Source organism: Sphingomonas sp. GW821-FHT09B04, from assembly GCF_059418285.1.
The window spans coordinates 118,717-135,472 of the sequence record NZ_JBWKPO010000007.1 but is presented as its reverse complement, the minus strand read 5'-3'; the positions used below and the strand labels follow the sequence as shown (position 1 = coordinate 135,472).

The window sequence follows — 16,756 nt, the reverse complement described above, 5'->3', positions numbered from 1 at the left end:
CTTCCGGGACCGGATCTGGATGCGAGCGTCGCTGATCTTGCTGTCCGCCGCGATCCGGACGGTAGCGGGGGCGGTCGCTACAGGTCCGATTGCTACTCCTTGATCGCCTCGACCGGCGACACGACCGCCAGATCTGGGCCGATTGCGACCTGTCCGCTTCCGCGCGCCGAGTAGCAAAAGCGGACATTGAGAACGCGATAGGCTGAACGGCCGGAAGTGGGCCGTGTCTCACCTTTCTGGTTGCTGGTGCGAAAATAGGCAAATCTGCCGTTTCAATCGCACCACCGTCTCGGTCCGCATGCGTCAACATAGCAGTTGTTCGCCGGGACTGAGTTGCTCGTTGATATCTGCGAGTCGTTCATATGGCGAACCGACTTCCCGGAGATATCGGGAAGGCGCCCTTCCCAAGCGAACAAGCAGCGCGCCTACTTCTATTTCGCCTCCAGCAGCACGGCCCCGCCCGCGCCCTCCTTGCGTCGCACCGGATAGAGGGCCGACACGCCTTCTACAAAGGCGCCCACATCCCCAGCCTTATATATGCCGTCGATCGTAATGGACCCAAGCTTGGGGTCAGCCACGCGGATCGGCCGCGGCGAATATCGGTTCATGCGCTCAACCGCGCTCGCCAACGGTTCGCGGTCGAAACTAAGAAGTCCCTGTTCCCAGATCAGCGTTTGGGTGAGATCGGGCTGGCTGATCTTCGCCGGGGCGGCAGTGCCAACCGTGTCGATCAGTTCGCTCCCCGCACTCAACAGATAGCGGCGCGATGTGGTCTGCCCCGCACTAACGATGTCGCTCCGGTCGCGCACTTCCACCTGCCCTTCATAGAGGATCACGCGAACCTGGCCGTCGATCAGTTCGACGCTGAAGCTGGTACCCACCGCCACCACCAGCTTGTCACCGACCGCCACCGTGAAGGGGCGTAGCGAGTCCTTCGCTACGTCGAATTTGGCGCGGCCTTCCAGAAGCTCGATCTGGCGCCCTGTCTCTTTCATCCGCGCCTGCACCTTGGTCGCGGCATCGAGCGACACCCGCGAGCTATCCTCTAATACAGCAAGCTGCCGCTCGCCCACTTGGGTCGCATAGGTTCTGGGCTGCATTGCCATCAACGTCAGGCCGAGCGTCACAACCAGCATCACGCTCGCGGCCATCGCCCAGGCGGCACGCGCAGGAATTCGGCCGATCCACCGCGGCGCGACCGTGCGCCACCACCGCTGCCGGGTTGCTCTCGCAACATCTTCCAGCGCCTGCGCCCGCATCGCGAGCATATTGGGCCAATTGCCCACCTCACCGGTCGCTTCCCAGATGCTCGCCGCCTTCTGGAGCAGATCAGCGTTGCCGGGCTGCGCGAGCCAAGCGTCGAATTCCTCCCATTCGGCCGCCTCCATGTCGCCTTCGGATAGCCGGATACACCACAGCGCCGCCACTTCGCCCGGCATATCCTCCGCCGTCAGCCCCCCTGGCAGCTGGTCGCGTCCCCGGCTCACAGCTTCGTCTCCATTTCTTTCATGAGATGGGCCAAAGCGCGCGCCACATGTCGTTTTACCGAGCGCGTCGAAATTCCGTAAATGGCAGCGATTTGATCCTGCGACATATTTTCCAATCGAAACACGAGGAACAATGCTCGTGTCAGCTTGGGAAGCCCCGCAATGGCGGCCTCCAGGCGTTCAAGTTCGGTTCGGCCCACAACGATGCGGAATGCGTCGATCGGGTCGACTTCCGCGTCCTCGACCCGGCCCACGATTTCCTGATAGTGCGTTTGCGCGCGATGGCGTCGTCCTCGGTCGGCCAGGAGGTTGGATGCCATGCGGAAGATATAGGCTTCCGGGTGTTCGAGCTCCCCGGCATTGATCCCTAGCAACCGCACCAATAATTCCTGCGTCAGATCTTCCGCTTCCGCGTGATCGCGCACGCGCCGCAAAAAATACGCAAGCAGCACCGGGCGCCAGTGCCGGCTCAGCTCGCTACTGCGCAGCCCGTCGCTCCGGTTCTCCGCCGAGATCATGGCGTGTCCGCCAACTGACCAAGGTCAAGCGCTAGATGGAAAAAAGCGGCCCCCATGATTCTATAGACGCAGCAATGCGGGCGAGGGGACAAGCTTTTTTGCATTTGCTGCGGAGTTTCGCGAGGGGGCAACCTGGACCGCCGCCTTCGCCGCTCTCTTGTGGTGCTACAGCACCAACCCATCCCACAAAAAAGTCGGACCGATGTTCGCTCGGGAGAGAGCAGACACCGGCCCGACCACACCGGAGGGCGCGGAAACGGTTAGAACTTCTTGGCTACACTGAACGCGATGATGCGTGGATCGGGCGTGAACACATTGGTGGTCAGGCCATTGTCATCGCTGTTCACGAAGAAGCCGGTGATTGGCATTTTTTTGAACAGGTTTTTGACATAGAATTGAAAGCGCAGGTCCGATTTCGGTCGCTCCAGCGTCACCGCGATATTCACATTGTCCCAGGCCTGAAGCTTGTCGAACTCGGTATTGTAGACGCGACCAAAGCTGCCGGACTGCGCGTAATAATCGCCCCGGAATGTCGCCTCCCATTCGCCGCCGTTCAGGAACGCGGTATATTGCGCACCGACGTTGAACGTCAGCCGGGGCGAATTGGGAAGCTCATTGCCCTCAAGATCGGCGTAGAAGCCGCGCCCGCCATTTGGCGCGCCGCTAGACTTGCCGCGCCATGCGTTCGGGTTCGCTGGATCATAGGGAACGAGCGCGCCGACCGTGTCCGGATTGTAGGGAGCCAATGGATTGTAGGTGACCCCATAAGGGAAGGATCCAAAACCGCGGTTCGGGTTCCAATAATTCAGGCTGGTCACACGCACTGCGCGATCCGGGTTCCAACTACCAAGGCGATCGGCGCCGGGGCACAGGCTGCTGAGCTGAAGAACACTAAATTCCTGCGCCGTTCCCCGGCCAGCATCGACCTTCAAAATCTGTTCAACCAATGCGCGCGGGGCGATACAGTTGGAAGGCACCTGAAGCCAGGGACGCAGCACCACCCAATCGGGATCGCCTTGGGTACGGTTCATCACGTCGATCGATTGCGCGCCCTTACCCAGTCGGGTCTTCAGCAGCCCCAGATTTCCATCGATCCGGAAGGATCGTGACGGGCGCCAAGCCGCTTCAAATTCCAGCCCCATGCTGGTCGCATCGAAATTCTCATTATACGCAATGCGGTCCACCACCTGCGAAACCTGAAAATCCTTATAGTCATAGAAGAATCCGGTGGCGTTAAGGGTAAAGCGCCCGCCGTTAAAACTATGCTTCATCCCCACTTCGAAAGCAGTGACATATTCGGGGCGGAAGGTTTGCGGCAGATGTTGGAACTGAACCACATTCGGATTGAAATCGATCCGGGGTGGGTTCATCCCGCCTCCCTTGTAGCCGCGCGATGCGGAGGCATAGAACATGCTTTCATCGGTGAAGCTAAGGGTCGGTTTCCAGTCCAACACTGCGCGCCCGGTCAACTCGCCCCATGACAAATAAATATCGGGCTGCGCCGGATAGCCGCTATTGTAACGTCCACCGGTGATATCACCGACCAGCAGCTTTCCCATATCTGTGTCGGGTCCGCCGTAAAATATGACCGATGACGAATTGCGTCCTCCCCCCAATAGCAATTGGGTCGGAATCTGGTCCGCACGCTTCCGATCTCTGGTGTAACGCGCGCCGAGGGTGAGTTTCAGATCATCCTGCAGCTTCCAATAAAGTTCACCAAAAGCTGCATAGGATTTGATGCGCACGCCATTCTGGCTCAGGAAATAATTGTGCCCCTGCTCATTCAGGCTGTCGATTGGGTTGGGATCGACATAGGGGCACTCACGAGTTTCATCCCCCAAGTTGCATGGCCGTAGTGCATTTCCGGGGGCGCTTCCCGGGCCAAGCGGCGGCGCTTTGCTGTAGGCCCACTGCGCGATGAGTGAGAACATGTTGTTGAAAACGAAGTAATCATCCTTCGATTTGAAATCGAGGTAGTTAGCTCCAACAAGGAAATTTACCGGTCCGTTGAATTCGGATTGAAGGCGGAACTCCTGTGACCATTGACGGTTGCTAGAGCGACTGAGATCTGCCGATTTCAGCCGGTCGGAGCAGCCAAGTTGCGGATCACAATATTGCCCACCCGGCGTGGGCCCCGGGTAAGCTACCTGGTCCATTAGCGTGTTGTTGGGCTGCCACAGAGGGGGCATTGATGAATCGTTGAATAGTGGCTTGGTAACGAACCGGTTATAGTCCTGTGAAGACCAGAATTTGTCACGTGAATAGGCGGTTTGAGAGATGAAACTTAGGTTTTCGAAAGGCGAAAACTCCAGGTTGAACTGAAATACATCGTTGCTGGCGCGGAAAATCGGGTCATAATTCGATTCAATCTCGCGCAGGTTTCGGGTCTGGGTGACGCCACCCAGCGGATCTCTGATGACCGGAGATATCGACGACCCGCCCCTTGTTCTGCTGCCAAGAGCAATCGATGTTGCTGGAAAATAGAGATAGACAAGCGCAGCGCTATTCGGCGTGCCATAGGCCGCATCGTCATACAGCGATCCCGGCAAACACCCTTGGCTGATCCGTCCCTGAAGCAGGGGTTCGGTGATCGCGATCCTCCCGATCTGCCGAGCGCCTGGATCAGGGGTACAAAGCTGTTTGGCCGAGCGCGAGCGGTTGTCGTCTTCCTTGAAATGTTGCCAGACCGCGCTGACCTTGAAGCGATCGCTCGGCTCCCACGCCATGCTGACCCGCGTCGACCAAAGATCGCGCCCGTTGATCCGTGTGTCGAGGAAGTTGTTATAATCATAACCGTCGCGCTTGGTCATCATCCCCGCAACGCGGATTCCCAGCGTGTCAGTAAGGGGCAGGTTGATCATCCCGCTCGCGCGCCGCGATTTGAAATTGCCAACCTCAACCTTGGCGTCAGCGCCAAGCTCCGCGCCAGGCAGCGCCGGGATCATATTGACCACGCCCGCGGTCGCATTGCGGCCATAGAGTGTGCCTTGCGGCCCGCGCAGCACCTCGACCCGGTTCATGTCGAAAAATTCCGATTCGAACAGGCGGTTACGGACCAGCGGCGTAGAGTTGAAGCTGACCGCCACCGCCGGATCGCTCGTCGCCGAAATCGACTGCGTCCCAATCCCGCGGATCGAGAAATTATACATCGAGAAATTGGTTTTCGTGAACGACACATTGGGAACCGCGCGCAGCAACTCGGCCCCGCCCTCAATCTTGCGATCATCCAGTGCTGCGTTCGACAACGCGGTCATCGCGATCGGCACGTCGATCATCTTTTCTTCGCGACGCTGCGCCGTGACGACGATTTCCTCGTTGAGATCTCCGGGATCGTCCTGCACGTCCTGAACAGCGGGAGCGTTGGTCCCCGAGCTCGTCTTTTGCTCAGCGACGCGGATCACAAGCACGCCGCTCTGGCCCCAGATCGCTTCCAGCCCCTGCCCCGCCAGCAGCTTGCCCACCGCCTCACGAACCGTATAACTTCCGTACAGCGCCGGTGCCTTCTTCGCACTGATCTTACTGCTGTCGAAGCTGATCTGCTGCCCGGTCGCCCGCGCCAGCGCCCGCAGCGCGCCCGGCAAATCCTGCGCCGGGATTTGCAGCGTCACGCGGCTCTCCGTCGCCTGCGCGTGCCCCGGCACACTGAGTGCGGCGACCACGAGCGCGGCCGTAGCAATAGAACCACGTAGTGCAAATTTCGAAAGCAGCATTGACGCCTCCCCCCCCTTTGGAACGCCATCGAGCCGCGCAGCCCTCCCTTGCCCCAGCCGTAGCCAGTTTTGGAAAGTGCCCCGGCGCAGGGCGCGGGAAGACGATTGTCAAGAAAAGCCCGGCCCCGCCTCCCTCTTGGAAGCAAAATAGACCGCCCCTCCCTCGGCCCACTTTCGGGGCCTTCCCAGACGTAAGACGCGCCCGCCCCTCCAAGGGGACACCGAATCACCGACTTTTTCACATATGTCGATCAAGTCATTTAAATTACAGGAACAATATCGCGGCCCACGCCCTCCGCCGAGCCTTGCCCAATCCAATGCAGCCCCAGACGCGCTCCCAAAAGGGATGGTTCGAGAAACTATGGTGCTATGTGTAGAGAGGTGAGCCTGCCACACTTCCAACGAAACGCGAACATGGCGTGGATCCGGATTGTCGGCCATTGTCGGCTCTCCGGGCTCAGCAATCTGACGTCCGCTTTCGGGCGCTCGAAATGCGGCCTCCAATGACCGACTTTGGGGCGCAAAGCTGACGTCGAGGAAGAGGCCAGTCCAAGCACCGCAGGCAAGCACTCAGGATCGTGGAGAGAGCCTTGCTCGCACGGTCCTTGGCTAGGTAAAACGATGATGGCCTTCGCGACTGCCGGTCAATCACCCGCCATAGTCCACTTTGCGCGCTCATAGTCGCCGTCCGGCAGACGATCCCAAAACCTGCCGTTCGTTCAGCCGATGGCTGGAGTCAGCTATCGGCCCAGCAGCGGCCGCTACAACGCCCGCCACAGTGAACGGCTGCAACCCGCGCCGCTGCCGCGCGGCTACTTCGTCATCACTCGTAGCTTGCGCTTAACGCCCGATCGCGCTTCATAGCCGCATCACGCTGGAGTCTCCCATGCGCCGTATCGCTTTCCTCCTCGCCTGCACCGTCATCGCCCTGCCCGCCTTCGATGCACCTGCCGTCGCCCAGCAGCAGACCAGCGCCACCTCTGCCGATGGCCCGACGCGCACGTTCGCCGGCGCCGATTTGTTCGGGCTGTCGATCGCCGCCGACCCGCAGATCAGCCCTGACGGCCGCACGATCGTCTATGTGCGTCGCAGCGGCGACATCATGACCGATCGGATGCAGTCCTCGCTGTGGTTGATCGACGTAGCGAGTGGCAGGCAATCGCCGTTCGCCACCAGCGGCTCGAGCCCGCGCTGGTCGCCCGATGGCGCGCGCATCGCCTATGTCGCGGGCGATGGCGAGCGCTCGCAGCTGTTCGTCCGCTGGCTTGACAGCGGCGTCAGCGCGCGGGTGACGAGCCTGCCCGGCGATCCCAACAGCCTCGCCTGGTCGCCCGACGGCACCCGCCTCGCGTATATCGCGACGGTTGCTGGTGAACCGAGCAAGCTCGGCAAGGCGCCCGCCAAGCCCGAAGGCGCAAAATGGGCCGAGCCGCTGGAAGTGATCGAGCGCGTCACATATCGCAACGACGGCCCTGGCTATCGCAAACCAGGCTACGACCATCTGTTCGTCGTCGCGGCGAACGGTGGCGCAGCGCAACAACTGACCTTTGGCAAGTTTGATGATGGCGGCCCGCTCTCGTGGAGCGCGGACGGCCGCACGATCCTGTTCTCCGCGATCCGCGGCCCCGATGCCGAGCGGCAGGTGATGAACTCCGACGTGATCGCCGTTGACGTGGCGTCGGGCACAATGCGCACGTTGACAAGCCGCGACGGCCCCGATGGTGCGCCGCGCTTCTCCAGCGACGGGGATCGCATCGCGTGGATTGGCTTCGACGACAAGCGCCGCGCTTATACCAATGCCGAGCTGTATGTCGGCGATGCCAGTGCCAGCAATCCGCGGTCGCTCACCGCCTCCCTCGACCGGTCGATCGAGGACGCGCAATGGGCGGCGGACGGTCGCACGCTCTATGCGACCTATGATGACAAGGGACGGCGCAAGCTGGTCCGCATCGGCATGGACGGGCGCTCCACGTTGGTGGCTGATAATCTCGCCGGCGGCGGGCTCGACCGGCCGTATACCGGCGGCGACTTCTCGGTCTCACGCACCGGCACGATTGCTTACACCGGGGGCGACGCCTCCGCGCCTGCGGACGTGTGGGTGACGAGCGGCGGCAAGCCGCGCCGCTTGACCGAGCTCAATCAGGTGCTCACGGCGTCCAAGGCGCTCGCGCCTGTCCGCAAGGTCGCCGTTACCGCACCCGATGGCCGGCCGGTCGACGCGTGGCTCGCCACGCCACCAGGCTGGCAGCCGGGCACGCGCATACCGCTGATCCTCGAAATCCATGGCGGCCCGCACTCGGCCTATGGCCCGACTTTCGCTACCGACGTGCAGCTATACGCCGCTGGCGGTTATGCCGTGCTGTGGACCAACCCGCGCGGCTCGACCTCCTATGGTGCCGAATTCGCCAACCTGATCGACAAGAATTATCCCAGCCAGGACTATGACGACCTGATGGCCGCAGTCGACGCGACGATTGCGGAGGGCGTCGCCGATCCGGGCAACCTGTTCGTCACGGGCGGGTCGGGTGGCGGCGTGCTGACAGCATGGATTGTCGGCAAGACGAACCGTTTCAAGGCCGCGGCGACGCAGAAGCCGGTGATCAACTGGATCAGCGAGGCGCTGACCATGGACAACACGCTGTTCACGTCGCGCTATTGGTTCACGAAGCTGCCATGGGAAGATCCCATGAGCTATTGGAACCGATCGCCACTGAGCCTCGTCGGCAACGTCAAGACCCCCACTTTGGTGGTGGTCGGCAGCGAGGACTATCGCACACCGGTGAGCGAGAGTGAGCAATATTATGCCGCGCTCCAGATCGCCGGCGTGCCAACAGCATTGGTCAAGGTGCCCGGTGCGAGTCACGGCGGCTTCACCAGTCGTCCGTCACAGTCGGCGGCCAAGGCCAGCGCAATCCTTGCCTGGTTCGATCGCTATCGGGGTGCCTCCGCCCCGGCAACGCCGGCGAACTAGGCGACAGGGACTGGTTTGAGCTGGTACCTGGCGATCCAGATGTTATATTCCTGTCGGGCGCGCCAGTTTCAAAGCAATTGGCCCCCTTGAGTCTAAAAGATAGTTCGAACTCTGTTCGAACGGGCGCGCCCTATGTCTCAGTTGCGAGGACGTATCATACGGCGGTCATCCTGACCGGGATCGATTTGGCCGCCGGCGTCCCGCTAATTCGGTCGTAATAGTCGAGCGGCAGCAGCGAATTGAGCTCGGGATAATAGCCCGCCACCGCGCCGCGCGACATCGCATAGTCGAGCACGGTCAAACCTTCCACGCGGCGCTCCACGCCATCGTCGCTGATCGTCTCCAGCGTGACCTTTGCGCCCGCTGCGATCCCGCGAGCGACCCGATCCTCGGCATTCATGAAGACGACCATGCGGTCGTTATAGACCCCGCGATAGCGATCGGAATAACTGTAGATCGTCGTATTGAACTGGTCGTGGGAACGCACCGTCGCCAGCCGCAGCATCGCCGGGTCCGCCACCGGCGCATTGATGTCCAGCCCCTCGAAAACGATGAAATTGGCCTTGCCGTTCGGCGTCTTCCAGACCAGCCGCCGCGGCGCGATATCGAGGTGGAAGCCGCGCGGATCCCTGATGCGCTCCGAGAAGCCCTCGTAGATATCGGGATAGACTGCAGCGATCTTGTCGCGGATCGCATCATAGTCGTCGATATAGCGTGCCCAGTCGACCTTGCTGTCGGGCAGCGTCGCCATCGCCATACGGCAGACGATTTCAACTTCGGGGCGGCAATCCGGGCTGGCCGGCGTCAGCACGCCGCGCGATGCGGTGACGTTGGACATCGCATCCTCGATCGTCACGAACTGCTCGCCGAGCGCGGTCTCCACCCGTTCCGAGCGGGCGACGACGGGCAGAATCAGCGCGTCCTTACCATGGACGATATGGCCGCGGTTGAGCTTGGTCGCGATGCCGACGGTCAGGCTGAGCTTGCGCATCGCCTCATAGGAACGCTCGGTGTCGGGCACCGCGCGCACGAAATTGCCGCCCATGCCGATGAACACCTTCGCGGAGCCGTCCATCATCGCCGCAACCGATTCGACGGTGTGATGCCCATGCTCGCGCGGCGGATCGAAACCGAACACCTCGCGGACGCGATCGAGATAGTCCGCCTTCGGCTTTTCATCGATCCCGACCGTGCGGTCACCCTGGACGTTCGAATGGCCGCGGATCGGCGCGATGCCGGCTCCAGGTTTGCCGAAATTGCCTTTCAGAAGCAGGAGGTTGCACAGTTGCTGAAGCAGCTTCGACCCCTGCTGATGCTGGGTCAGTCCCATGCCAAAGCAGATCATCGTCGCGTTCGATCGGATGTAGATCTCGGCGCAGCGTCGGATCTGTGCCTCGGATATGCCCGACACCCGCTCGAGCTCACTCCATTCCGTCTGGAGGATGTCCTCACGCACCGCCTCGATGCCGGCGGTATGCGCATCGACGAACGCGCGGTCGATAATCGCTTCGCCCGCGGCTTCGCGTTCGAAGATCACCTTCATCATGCCCTTGAACAGCGCGATGTCGCCGCCGATCCTGATGTGGACGAACTCGCTCGCAATCGGTGTCGATCCGAACGTCGCCATCTGCACCACGTCCTGCGGCTCGGTAAACTTGATGAGCGCGCGTTCCGGCATCGGATTGACGACGACGATCGGCACGCCTCGCTTCCGCGCTTCGACCAGGTTGGTCATCATCCGCGGCGAATTGGTGCCGGTGTTCTGGCCGATGATGAACAAGGCTTCGGTATGCTCGAAATCGGCCATCACCACCGTGCCCTTGCCGACACCGATCGACGGCGGCAGCCCACGGCTGGTCGCCTCGTGGCACATGTTCGAACAGTCGGGGAAATTGTTCGTCCCAAACTCGCGCACAAAGATCGAATAGAGGAACGCCGCCTCGTTCGGTGTCCGGCCCGACGTGTAGAATTCGGCCTGGTGCGGGCTGTCGAGCGCGCGCAGGTGGCGCCCGATCAGCGCGAAGGCGTCGTCCCAACTGACCGGCACATATCTGTCGCTTCCCGCATCGTAGCGCATCGGCTCGGTCAACCGGCCCTGCATCTCCAGCCAGTAATCCGACTGTTCGCCCAGCCATGTGACGGTGTGCTGCGCGAAAAAGTCGCGGCTCACGCGAAACTTGGTCGCCTCATGCGCCAGCGCTTTGGCGCCGTTCTCACAGAATTCCAGCGTCTTGCGACAATCGGCATCGGGGAATGCACAGCTGGGGCATTTGAAGCCGCCGGGCTGGTTCATCGATAGCAGCGCCCGCGACCCTTTGGTCACGACGCTCTGCTCCATCAGAACCTTCGCGGTCGCCCCCGCCGCGCCCCAGCCGCCGGCGGGATGCGTATAGGCGCGATACTCAGGTGCCTTGGACGACATGTGCTACCTCGTGGCGATCAGGCGATTGTCGCATCGACGGAGACGTTCGACAACTCCGGCGCCGGCGGGGATATGGTCACACGCCCGAATGTTCAACGGATTCTGAAACTGGGGTCTTTCTCGAACAATGTGGTCATTTCGTCGGTAATCCGGATCCAGCAATCGGCCGCGACAACGGACGACAGGATATGAGAGCGCTGGTCGATCTCGGTATCGACGGCAAGCCTGCCGGCGTCGTCAAATCGGCGGCGCGCCCGCAAATAGAGCGTCGTGCCGGGCCGGGCAGGCGCAACCGGGGCCATCGCCATGCCTGCTTCTTCGGACATGCCCAGCATGACTCGCATGGCAGCAAAGACAAAGAAGCGAAATCCCACCAGCGCCGCGACCGGGTTTCCGGGCAGCCCGAAGAACGGGCGCCCGTCCGGCAGGATCGCGAACAGAAGCGGTTTACCCGGCCGCATCGCTATGCCGTGAAATACGATCCGTGCGCCAACGCGTTCGAGCGCGCCGCGCACAAGGTCGAAGTCGCCAGCCGACACGCCCCCTGTCGAAATGATCAGGTCGGCGTCGCCCAAAGCGCCGAGCGCATGGTCCAGAGCGTCGTCCTGGTCCTTGACGGTGGCGAGCCGGCAATCCGGCAATCCGAGGTTGGAGAGCTGGGCGGCGATCATTGGCCCGTTGCTGTCCGGCACGCCGGCGTCCCCGCCTGCGGTGAGCTCAGTTCCCGTCGTCAGTACCGCCACGGCGGGCCAGCGTCTGACGGTAGCGGCATTGCTACCGCTTGCCGCCAACGCGGCAACAACATCGGGGCCGAGCCAGGTGCCGGCCCGCGCCACGACCGAGCCGATCATCATATCCTCACCGGCCAGCCGAATATTGTCTCCGCCCAATGTATCGCGCAGCGTCAGACGACCCGCGGCGATGCTCGCCCGTTCACGTGCGACGATCCGATCGGCACCCTCGGGCACCGGCGCGCCCGTGCTGATCGCGCGTGCTTCTCCCGCCCGCAGCGGCAGCGGCCATGACCCGGCCCCGCCGCCCCCTGCAACCTCGAGGGCGCGCCCACTGGCGATGTCTGATTGTCGGCAGGCGAAGCCATCCATCGCGGATGCGCGGAACGGTGGAACGTTGTGCGCTGCCCGCACATCCTCGAACAGGATACGCCCGCCTGCTTTCTCGATCGGCACGGTTTCGCTGCCCAGCAGCGGCATGACGGCGCTAATCCTGCTGATGGCCTCGGTCGCACTTGGCTTAACCAGATCAGTCATCCAGCAATGCGCGGTCGGTTACATAATTGATGTTGACCGGCGCGGGGATCGGCAGTTCGACAGCGCCGACCAGACGTGCCCAACCGCGCACCGAGCGGCGCGGGTCAGTCACGACGAAGCTGTTCAAGCCTGCTGCGAGGGTGACGGGCCAGACGCCGATAACGGGACAGCCGGACAGGCAGGCAGGCCCGGTCTGGCGGCGAAGCGCGGCAAAGACTTCCGGGTCTACCCGCGGTGTGTCGCAAGGCATTGTGATAACCGCCCCAAATCCGTTGGCTGCGGCGTAGCGCAGCGCCGCATTGAACCCGGCGAGCGGCCCCAGGCCTTCCTTCGGACAGTCCGGCAAGAATCGATTTTCGCCATATTTCCGTCCGCAGATCGCCAGTTCATCGACCCATGGCCGCAGCGCCGCCATAACATGTTCGATCATCGCCCGCCCGTCGATCGGCGCGATCGCCTTGTCGGAACCGAACCGGCTCGACCGACCTCCGGCTATCACCGCGCCAAGTAGTTTGCCGGTCATTGCGCCGATAGCAGCGCATCGGCGCGCACGACCACGTGAAGCATTACCCCGGCTTCCCGGGCGCGCTGCACGGCAAGGTCGGTCGGCGCAGAAATCGTCGCCAGCATCGGGCAACCGGACAGCGCGGCCTTTTCCACCAGTTCATACGAGCAACGCGACGTCAGCAGCGCAAAGCCGCCCTGCCAGCGCTCTCCGGCCCGCAACATCGCACCGATCAGCTTGTCGAAGGCGTTGTGACGGCCAACGTCCTCTCGAACCTCCAGGATCGTACCGTCGGGCGCACACCGGGCCGCGCCGTGGACCGCGCGCGTGGCACGGCCAAGCGGCTGTCGACTGGCCAATGAAGCTGCCGCGGCGAAGATCACTGCCGGTTCGCCGGTCCAGGGGGGCACGCGCGGCAGTGGCCGCAGGGCCTGCTCCAGATTCTCGACGCCGCACAGGCCACAGGCACTATCGGAGGTTCGATGCCGCACGCGGTTGTAGATGCGATCCGCGACGCGCGGCGCCAGCGTCACGCGGACGATCCATCCCGCCGGTATCGCCTGTACATCCGAATCCAGGATGTCGGAGCCTTCATCGATCAGGCGCTCGCCCAGCGCGAAACCATAGACCAGGTCGATCAGGTCGGCGGGCGTTGCCATCAGCACCGCGTAACCGATCCCGTTGAACTCGAGTGCTACCGGCACCTCGGCTGCCAATGCCCGTTCGACGCCTGACGCGTCGCCGCCGCTCGTCAGCCGTGTAAACGAATGATCGACTGAGATAGTCAGAATGCAGTCCTCGGCCATGAAATGCCGGCCGGATGCCGACCCTCAATTGCATAACACGCCCAAAGCCAGATGAGTCCAGATGGGTGGCACTCCGCATCAGTTTATGATTTCGCCGCGTTCGTCCGAGAGCAACAGGGTGAGCCGTTCTCTCCACAGCTGCAGGGCTTCAGGCGTCAATCTGGCCCAATGCGTGATTTCGCCGACGACCTTTAGCGGCGCACTGCTGCGATAGGATCGAGTGGGGTTGCCGGGAAATTTCTTGTCGGTCACGTTCGGGTCGTTCTCGAATTTCCCGGTCGGCTCTACGACATACACACGCGGGACGCCCTCGCCTTTGGTAAGCTCCGACGCGATTTCAGCGGCAAGCCCGGCCCCGTCGACAATCGCAGTGAAGTAGACATGGTTCATCACCACTTCGGGGCGATAGTTCGACCGGTATCCTGCTGTGAGGTAATCACCCACCCGCAAATCCGCGATGGTGCCGTGAAAGAACGGTCCGTTGTCCAGCATTTTGTCCATCGTCACCATCCTATCTTTTCTCCTGCAATCGCAGGGACGCGAGCGCGGCAGCGAGCAGAAAGATCCCTGCGATCACGAACGAGGTGACTTGCGCCTGCGGATAGAGATGACGGGCGAGCGAACCCATCAACGTCGAAACGACGAGTTGGGGCAGGACGATGAAGATATTGAACAGCCCCATGTAAACGCCGAGCTTGCTCTGGGGCAGGCTGCCGCAGAGCACCGAATAGGGGATGGTCAGGATGGAGGCCCAGGCCATGCCGACGCCGACCATCGATACCAGCAGCCAGTTCGGCTCCGTAATCACCGCGAACGAGGCAAGCGCCAGACCGCCTGCAACCAGATTGACGGCATGAAGACGCGGCGCGCCGATTCTCTGCGCGATGGCAGGGATGACGAAGGCATAGAGCGCGGCGACGCCATTATAGACACCGAACAGCACGCCCACCCAATCCGCACCGTCGTTGTACGCGCGCGACGTCACATCGGTCGCGCCGAACTGATATTGGGTCACGATCGGCGTCGCGTAGATCCACATGATGAACAGCGCGAACCACGACAGGAACTGAATCAGCGCAAGCCGCCGCATCGTTCGCGGCATCGTCTTCAGGTCGCTGAGGATATGGTTGAGCGGCCGGTCGACACTGGCACGCAGGCGCATCCGGTTGAAGACCTGCGCAAGCCCGAAGGCGGCAAGACCGAAACCGAGGATATAGAGTGGCTTGTCCAGCCCCGCGCTCGCTACCAGCGCGATGATCGCCGCCCCTGCTGCGATCCAGCCGGCACCCTGGCGCATGGTCGGCGCATCTTCGGCATGGGGCGCATCCGGGATGGTCTGCTCTCCGAATGCCTGAAGCTCGGCGGGAGAATATTCGCGGCTCGTGACCACCGTCCACATCACCGTGAAGAGCAGCACGGCGGCGCCACCGTAGAACGCGTAGCGCACGGTCGCGGGAATTTCGCCTGGCCCGGCCGTGTTCGACAGGCCGAAGACGTTGGTGAGGATCGCAGGCGCAAACGACGCTACGACCGCGCCGGCACCGATGAAGACGGTCTGGAAGGCGTAGCCGCGCGTCCGTTGCCGCTCATCGAGCATGTCGCCGACGAATGCACGAAACGGCTCCATCGAGACGTTGATCGAGGCATCCAATATCCACAACAGCCCCGCGGCCATCCACAATATGGGCGCGTTGGGCATCGCGATCAGCGCGAGGGTGCACGATATCGCGCCGATCAGGAAATAGGGACGGCGGCGCCCCAGACGCCCCCATGTCCGGTCGCTGAAATAGCCGATGATCGGCTGGACGAGCAGCCCGGTGACCGGCCCTGCGATCCACAGGATCGGAAGATCGTCGATCGAAGCGCCGAGCGTCTGGAAGATCCGGCTGACATTGGCTCCCTGAAGGGCGAACCCGACTTGAATACCGAAAAAGCCGAAGGAGATGTTCCAGAGTTGCCAGAAACTCAGCGTTGGCTTCTTCATGTTCATTCGCCCCGCCCCATGTCCTTCGCGTCCGGTGCGAAACTGCCCCGGTTTGCTTTCGGCTGCCTGCGCGCGCGCGTCGAGCCGGCGCGATCGTCACTCGATCGGGCAAGCATGAAGAGCAGCGGCTGATCGAGCCGATCGTGCCACGACCGTTCGTCGTGCGCCGCACCCGGAAAGAACCGGCTCTCAAAATCGCGCCCGCGCACCCAACCCCGTCCCTCGACGACCCGGTCAACCCGCTGCTGGAACGGGGCGTAGAACCGGTCGAGCGTACGGTCGCCATGATCGAACCACAGGCGATGCGTTCCGCGCCGCGGCAGCCGCGCGCGAAGATACCCTTCGAAAGCGCCCGCGATCGCGTCGATGTCGGCGCTCGGCATCGGCGCATCGCCGCTTGGCAGGAAAAGCGGCCAATGCGACGACAGACAGGCTGCGCCGCCGAACACCTGCGGATATTGGGTCATCGCATAGAGCGAGATCAGCCCGCCCATGCTCGATCCCATCGCCAGCGTGTCGCGCGGCTTGTGTGAGGTCCGGTAGCGCCGGTCGATGAACGGCTTCAATTCGCGCACCATGAAGTTGAGATAGGCGTCGGAGACGGGCGGCCCCGAATAGAGCGCGGCAACGCGCGTGCGGTAATCAGCGGGCAGGCGCTCGAAGACGCTGGCAGGCATATATTCCCGCAGACGCTTGGGCGTGTTCCAGATGCCGACGACGATCGTGCGGCGGACACGCCCCGCCCCGATCAGTTGCGTCAGCACTTCATCGACGCCCCACGGCGTTCCGCCATAGGATTTCCCCGGATCGAACAGGTTTTGTCCGTCCTGCATGTAGATCACCGCATAGGGCTTCCCGTTCGGGTCATAGTCTGCCGGAAGCCAGACGCTGATGTTGCGCGGGTCGACATAGCGCGAAGGAAAGTCGCGGAACTGCTCGAGGCGTCCGTGCTTGCCAACTTGTGCCGCGGCCGGGACCGCGACGGACGCGAGCAGCAAGATGAAAGCGAGAATTGCCTTCAGCATATCAGTGACTCCGCTCGAAAACCGGCTAAACGACCGCATATGAAAATTTTTGCAATGGCC

General features: G+C 62.3%; 11 protein-coding genes. 1 reads left to right on the top strand and 10 read right to left on the bottom strand.

Annotated features, from left to right (window positions below):
- Positions 1-431 precede the first annotated feature (431 nt).
- From AC07NK_RS19920 to AC07NK_RS19910, 3 genes are all read right to left on the bottom strand, one after another.
- The gene (locus tag AC07NK_RS19920) at positions 432-1,487 is read right to left on the bottom strand and encodes a FecR family protein (protein ID WP_495172373.1); all 1,056 of its coding nucleotides are present in this window, start codon (positions 1,485-1,487) and stop codon (positions 432-434) included.
- Positions 1,484-2,005 carry an RNA polymerase sigma factor gene (locus AC07NK_RS19915; RefSeq protein WP_495172372.1) on the bottom strand — a complete coding sequence of 174 codons (522 nt, stop codon included), beginning with the start codon at positions 2,003-2,005 and terminating at the stop codon, positions 1,484-1,486. The genes AC07NK_RS19920 and AC07NK_RS19915 overlap by 4 nt, the downstream gene beginning before the upstream one ends.
- A gap of 260 nt (positions 2,006-2,265) precedes the next feature.
- On the bottom strand, positions 2,266-5,715 hold the full coding sequence (locus tag AC07NK_RS19910) for a TonB-dependent receptor (protein WP_495172371.1): 3,450 nt from the start codon (positions 5,713-5,715) through the stop codon (positions 2,266-2,268).
- A gap of 886 nt (positions 5,716-6,601) precedes the next feature.
- Here AC07NK_RS19910 and AC07NK_RS19905 point away from each other — a divergent pair.
- Positions 6,602-8,686: a S9 family peptidase gene (locus AC07NK_RS19905; protein WP_495172370.1), complete on the top strand. Its 2,085-nt coding sequence runs from the start codon at positions 6,602-6,604 to the stop codon at positions 8,684-8,686.
- A 154-nt stretch (positions 8,687-8,840) separates the two neighbouring features.
- On the opposite strand, the gene AC07NK_RS19900 is transcribed toward AC07NK_RS19905, so the two are convergent.
- From AC07NK_RS19900 to AC07NK_RS19870, 7 genes are all read right to left on the bottom strand, one after another.
- Complete coding sequence (locus tag AC07NK_RS19900; protein ID WP_495172369.1) at positions 8,841-11,108, bottom strand: FdhF/YdeP family oxidoreductase; 2,268 nt, start codon at positions 11,106-11,108, stop codon at positions 8,841-8,843.
- 92 nt (positions 11,109-11,200) lie between these two features.
- Positions 11,201-12,376, bottom strand: a complete 1,176-nt coding sequence (locus tag AC07NK_RS19895; RefSeq protein ID WP_495172368.1) for a molybdopterin molybdotransferase MoeA — start codon at positions 12,374-12,376, stop codon at positions 11,201-11,203.
- Entirely contained in the window at positions 12,369-12,899 is a 531-nt protein-coding gene (gene mobA, locus AC07NK_RS19890) for a molybdenum cofactor guanylyltransferase (RefSeq protein ID WP_495172367.1), read from the bottom strand. The genes AC07NK_RS19895 and mobA overlap by 8 nt, the downstream gene beginning before the upstream one ends.
- Positions 12,896-13,687 carry a formate dehydrogenase accessory sulfurtransferase FdhD gene (fdhD, locus tag AC07NK_RS19885; RefSeq protein WP_495172366.1) on the bottom strand — a complete coding sequence of 264 codons (792 nt, stop codon included), beginning with the start codon at positions 13,685-13,687 and terminating at the stop codon, positions 12,896-12,898. Before fdhD ends, mobA begins: the two co-directional genes overlap by 4 nt.
- A gap of 78 nt (positions 13,688-13,765) precedes the next feature.
- Positions 13,766-14,188, bottom strand: a complete 423-nt coding sequence (gene arr, locus AC07NK_RS19880) for an NAD(+)--rifampin ADP-ribosyltransferase (RefSeq protein WP_495172382.1) — start codon at positions 14,186-14,188, stop codon at positions 13,766-13,768.
- Between the two features lie 10 nt (positions 14,189-14,198).
- Positions 14,199-15,671 (bottom strand): MFS transporter, encoded by a 1,473-nt coding sequence (locus tag AC07NK_RS19875; RefSeq protein WP_495172365.1) that lies wholly within the window; start codon positions 15,669-15,671, stop codon positions 14,199-14,201.
- Positions 15,672-15,673: 2 nt separating this feature from the next.
- Entirely contained in the window at positions 15,674-16,696 is a 1,023-nt protein-coding gene (locus AC07NK_RS19870; protein WP_495172364.1) for an alpha/beta hydrolase, read from the bottom strand.
- Positions 16,697-16,756: the final 60 nt, after the last annotated feature.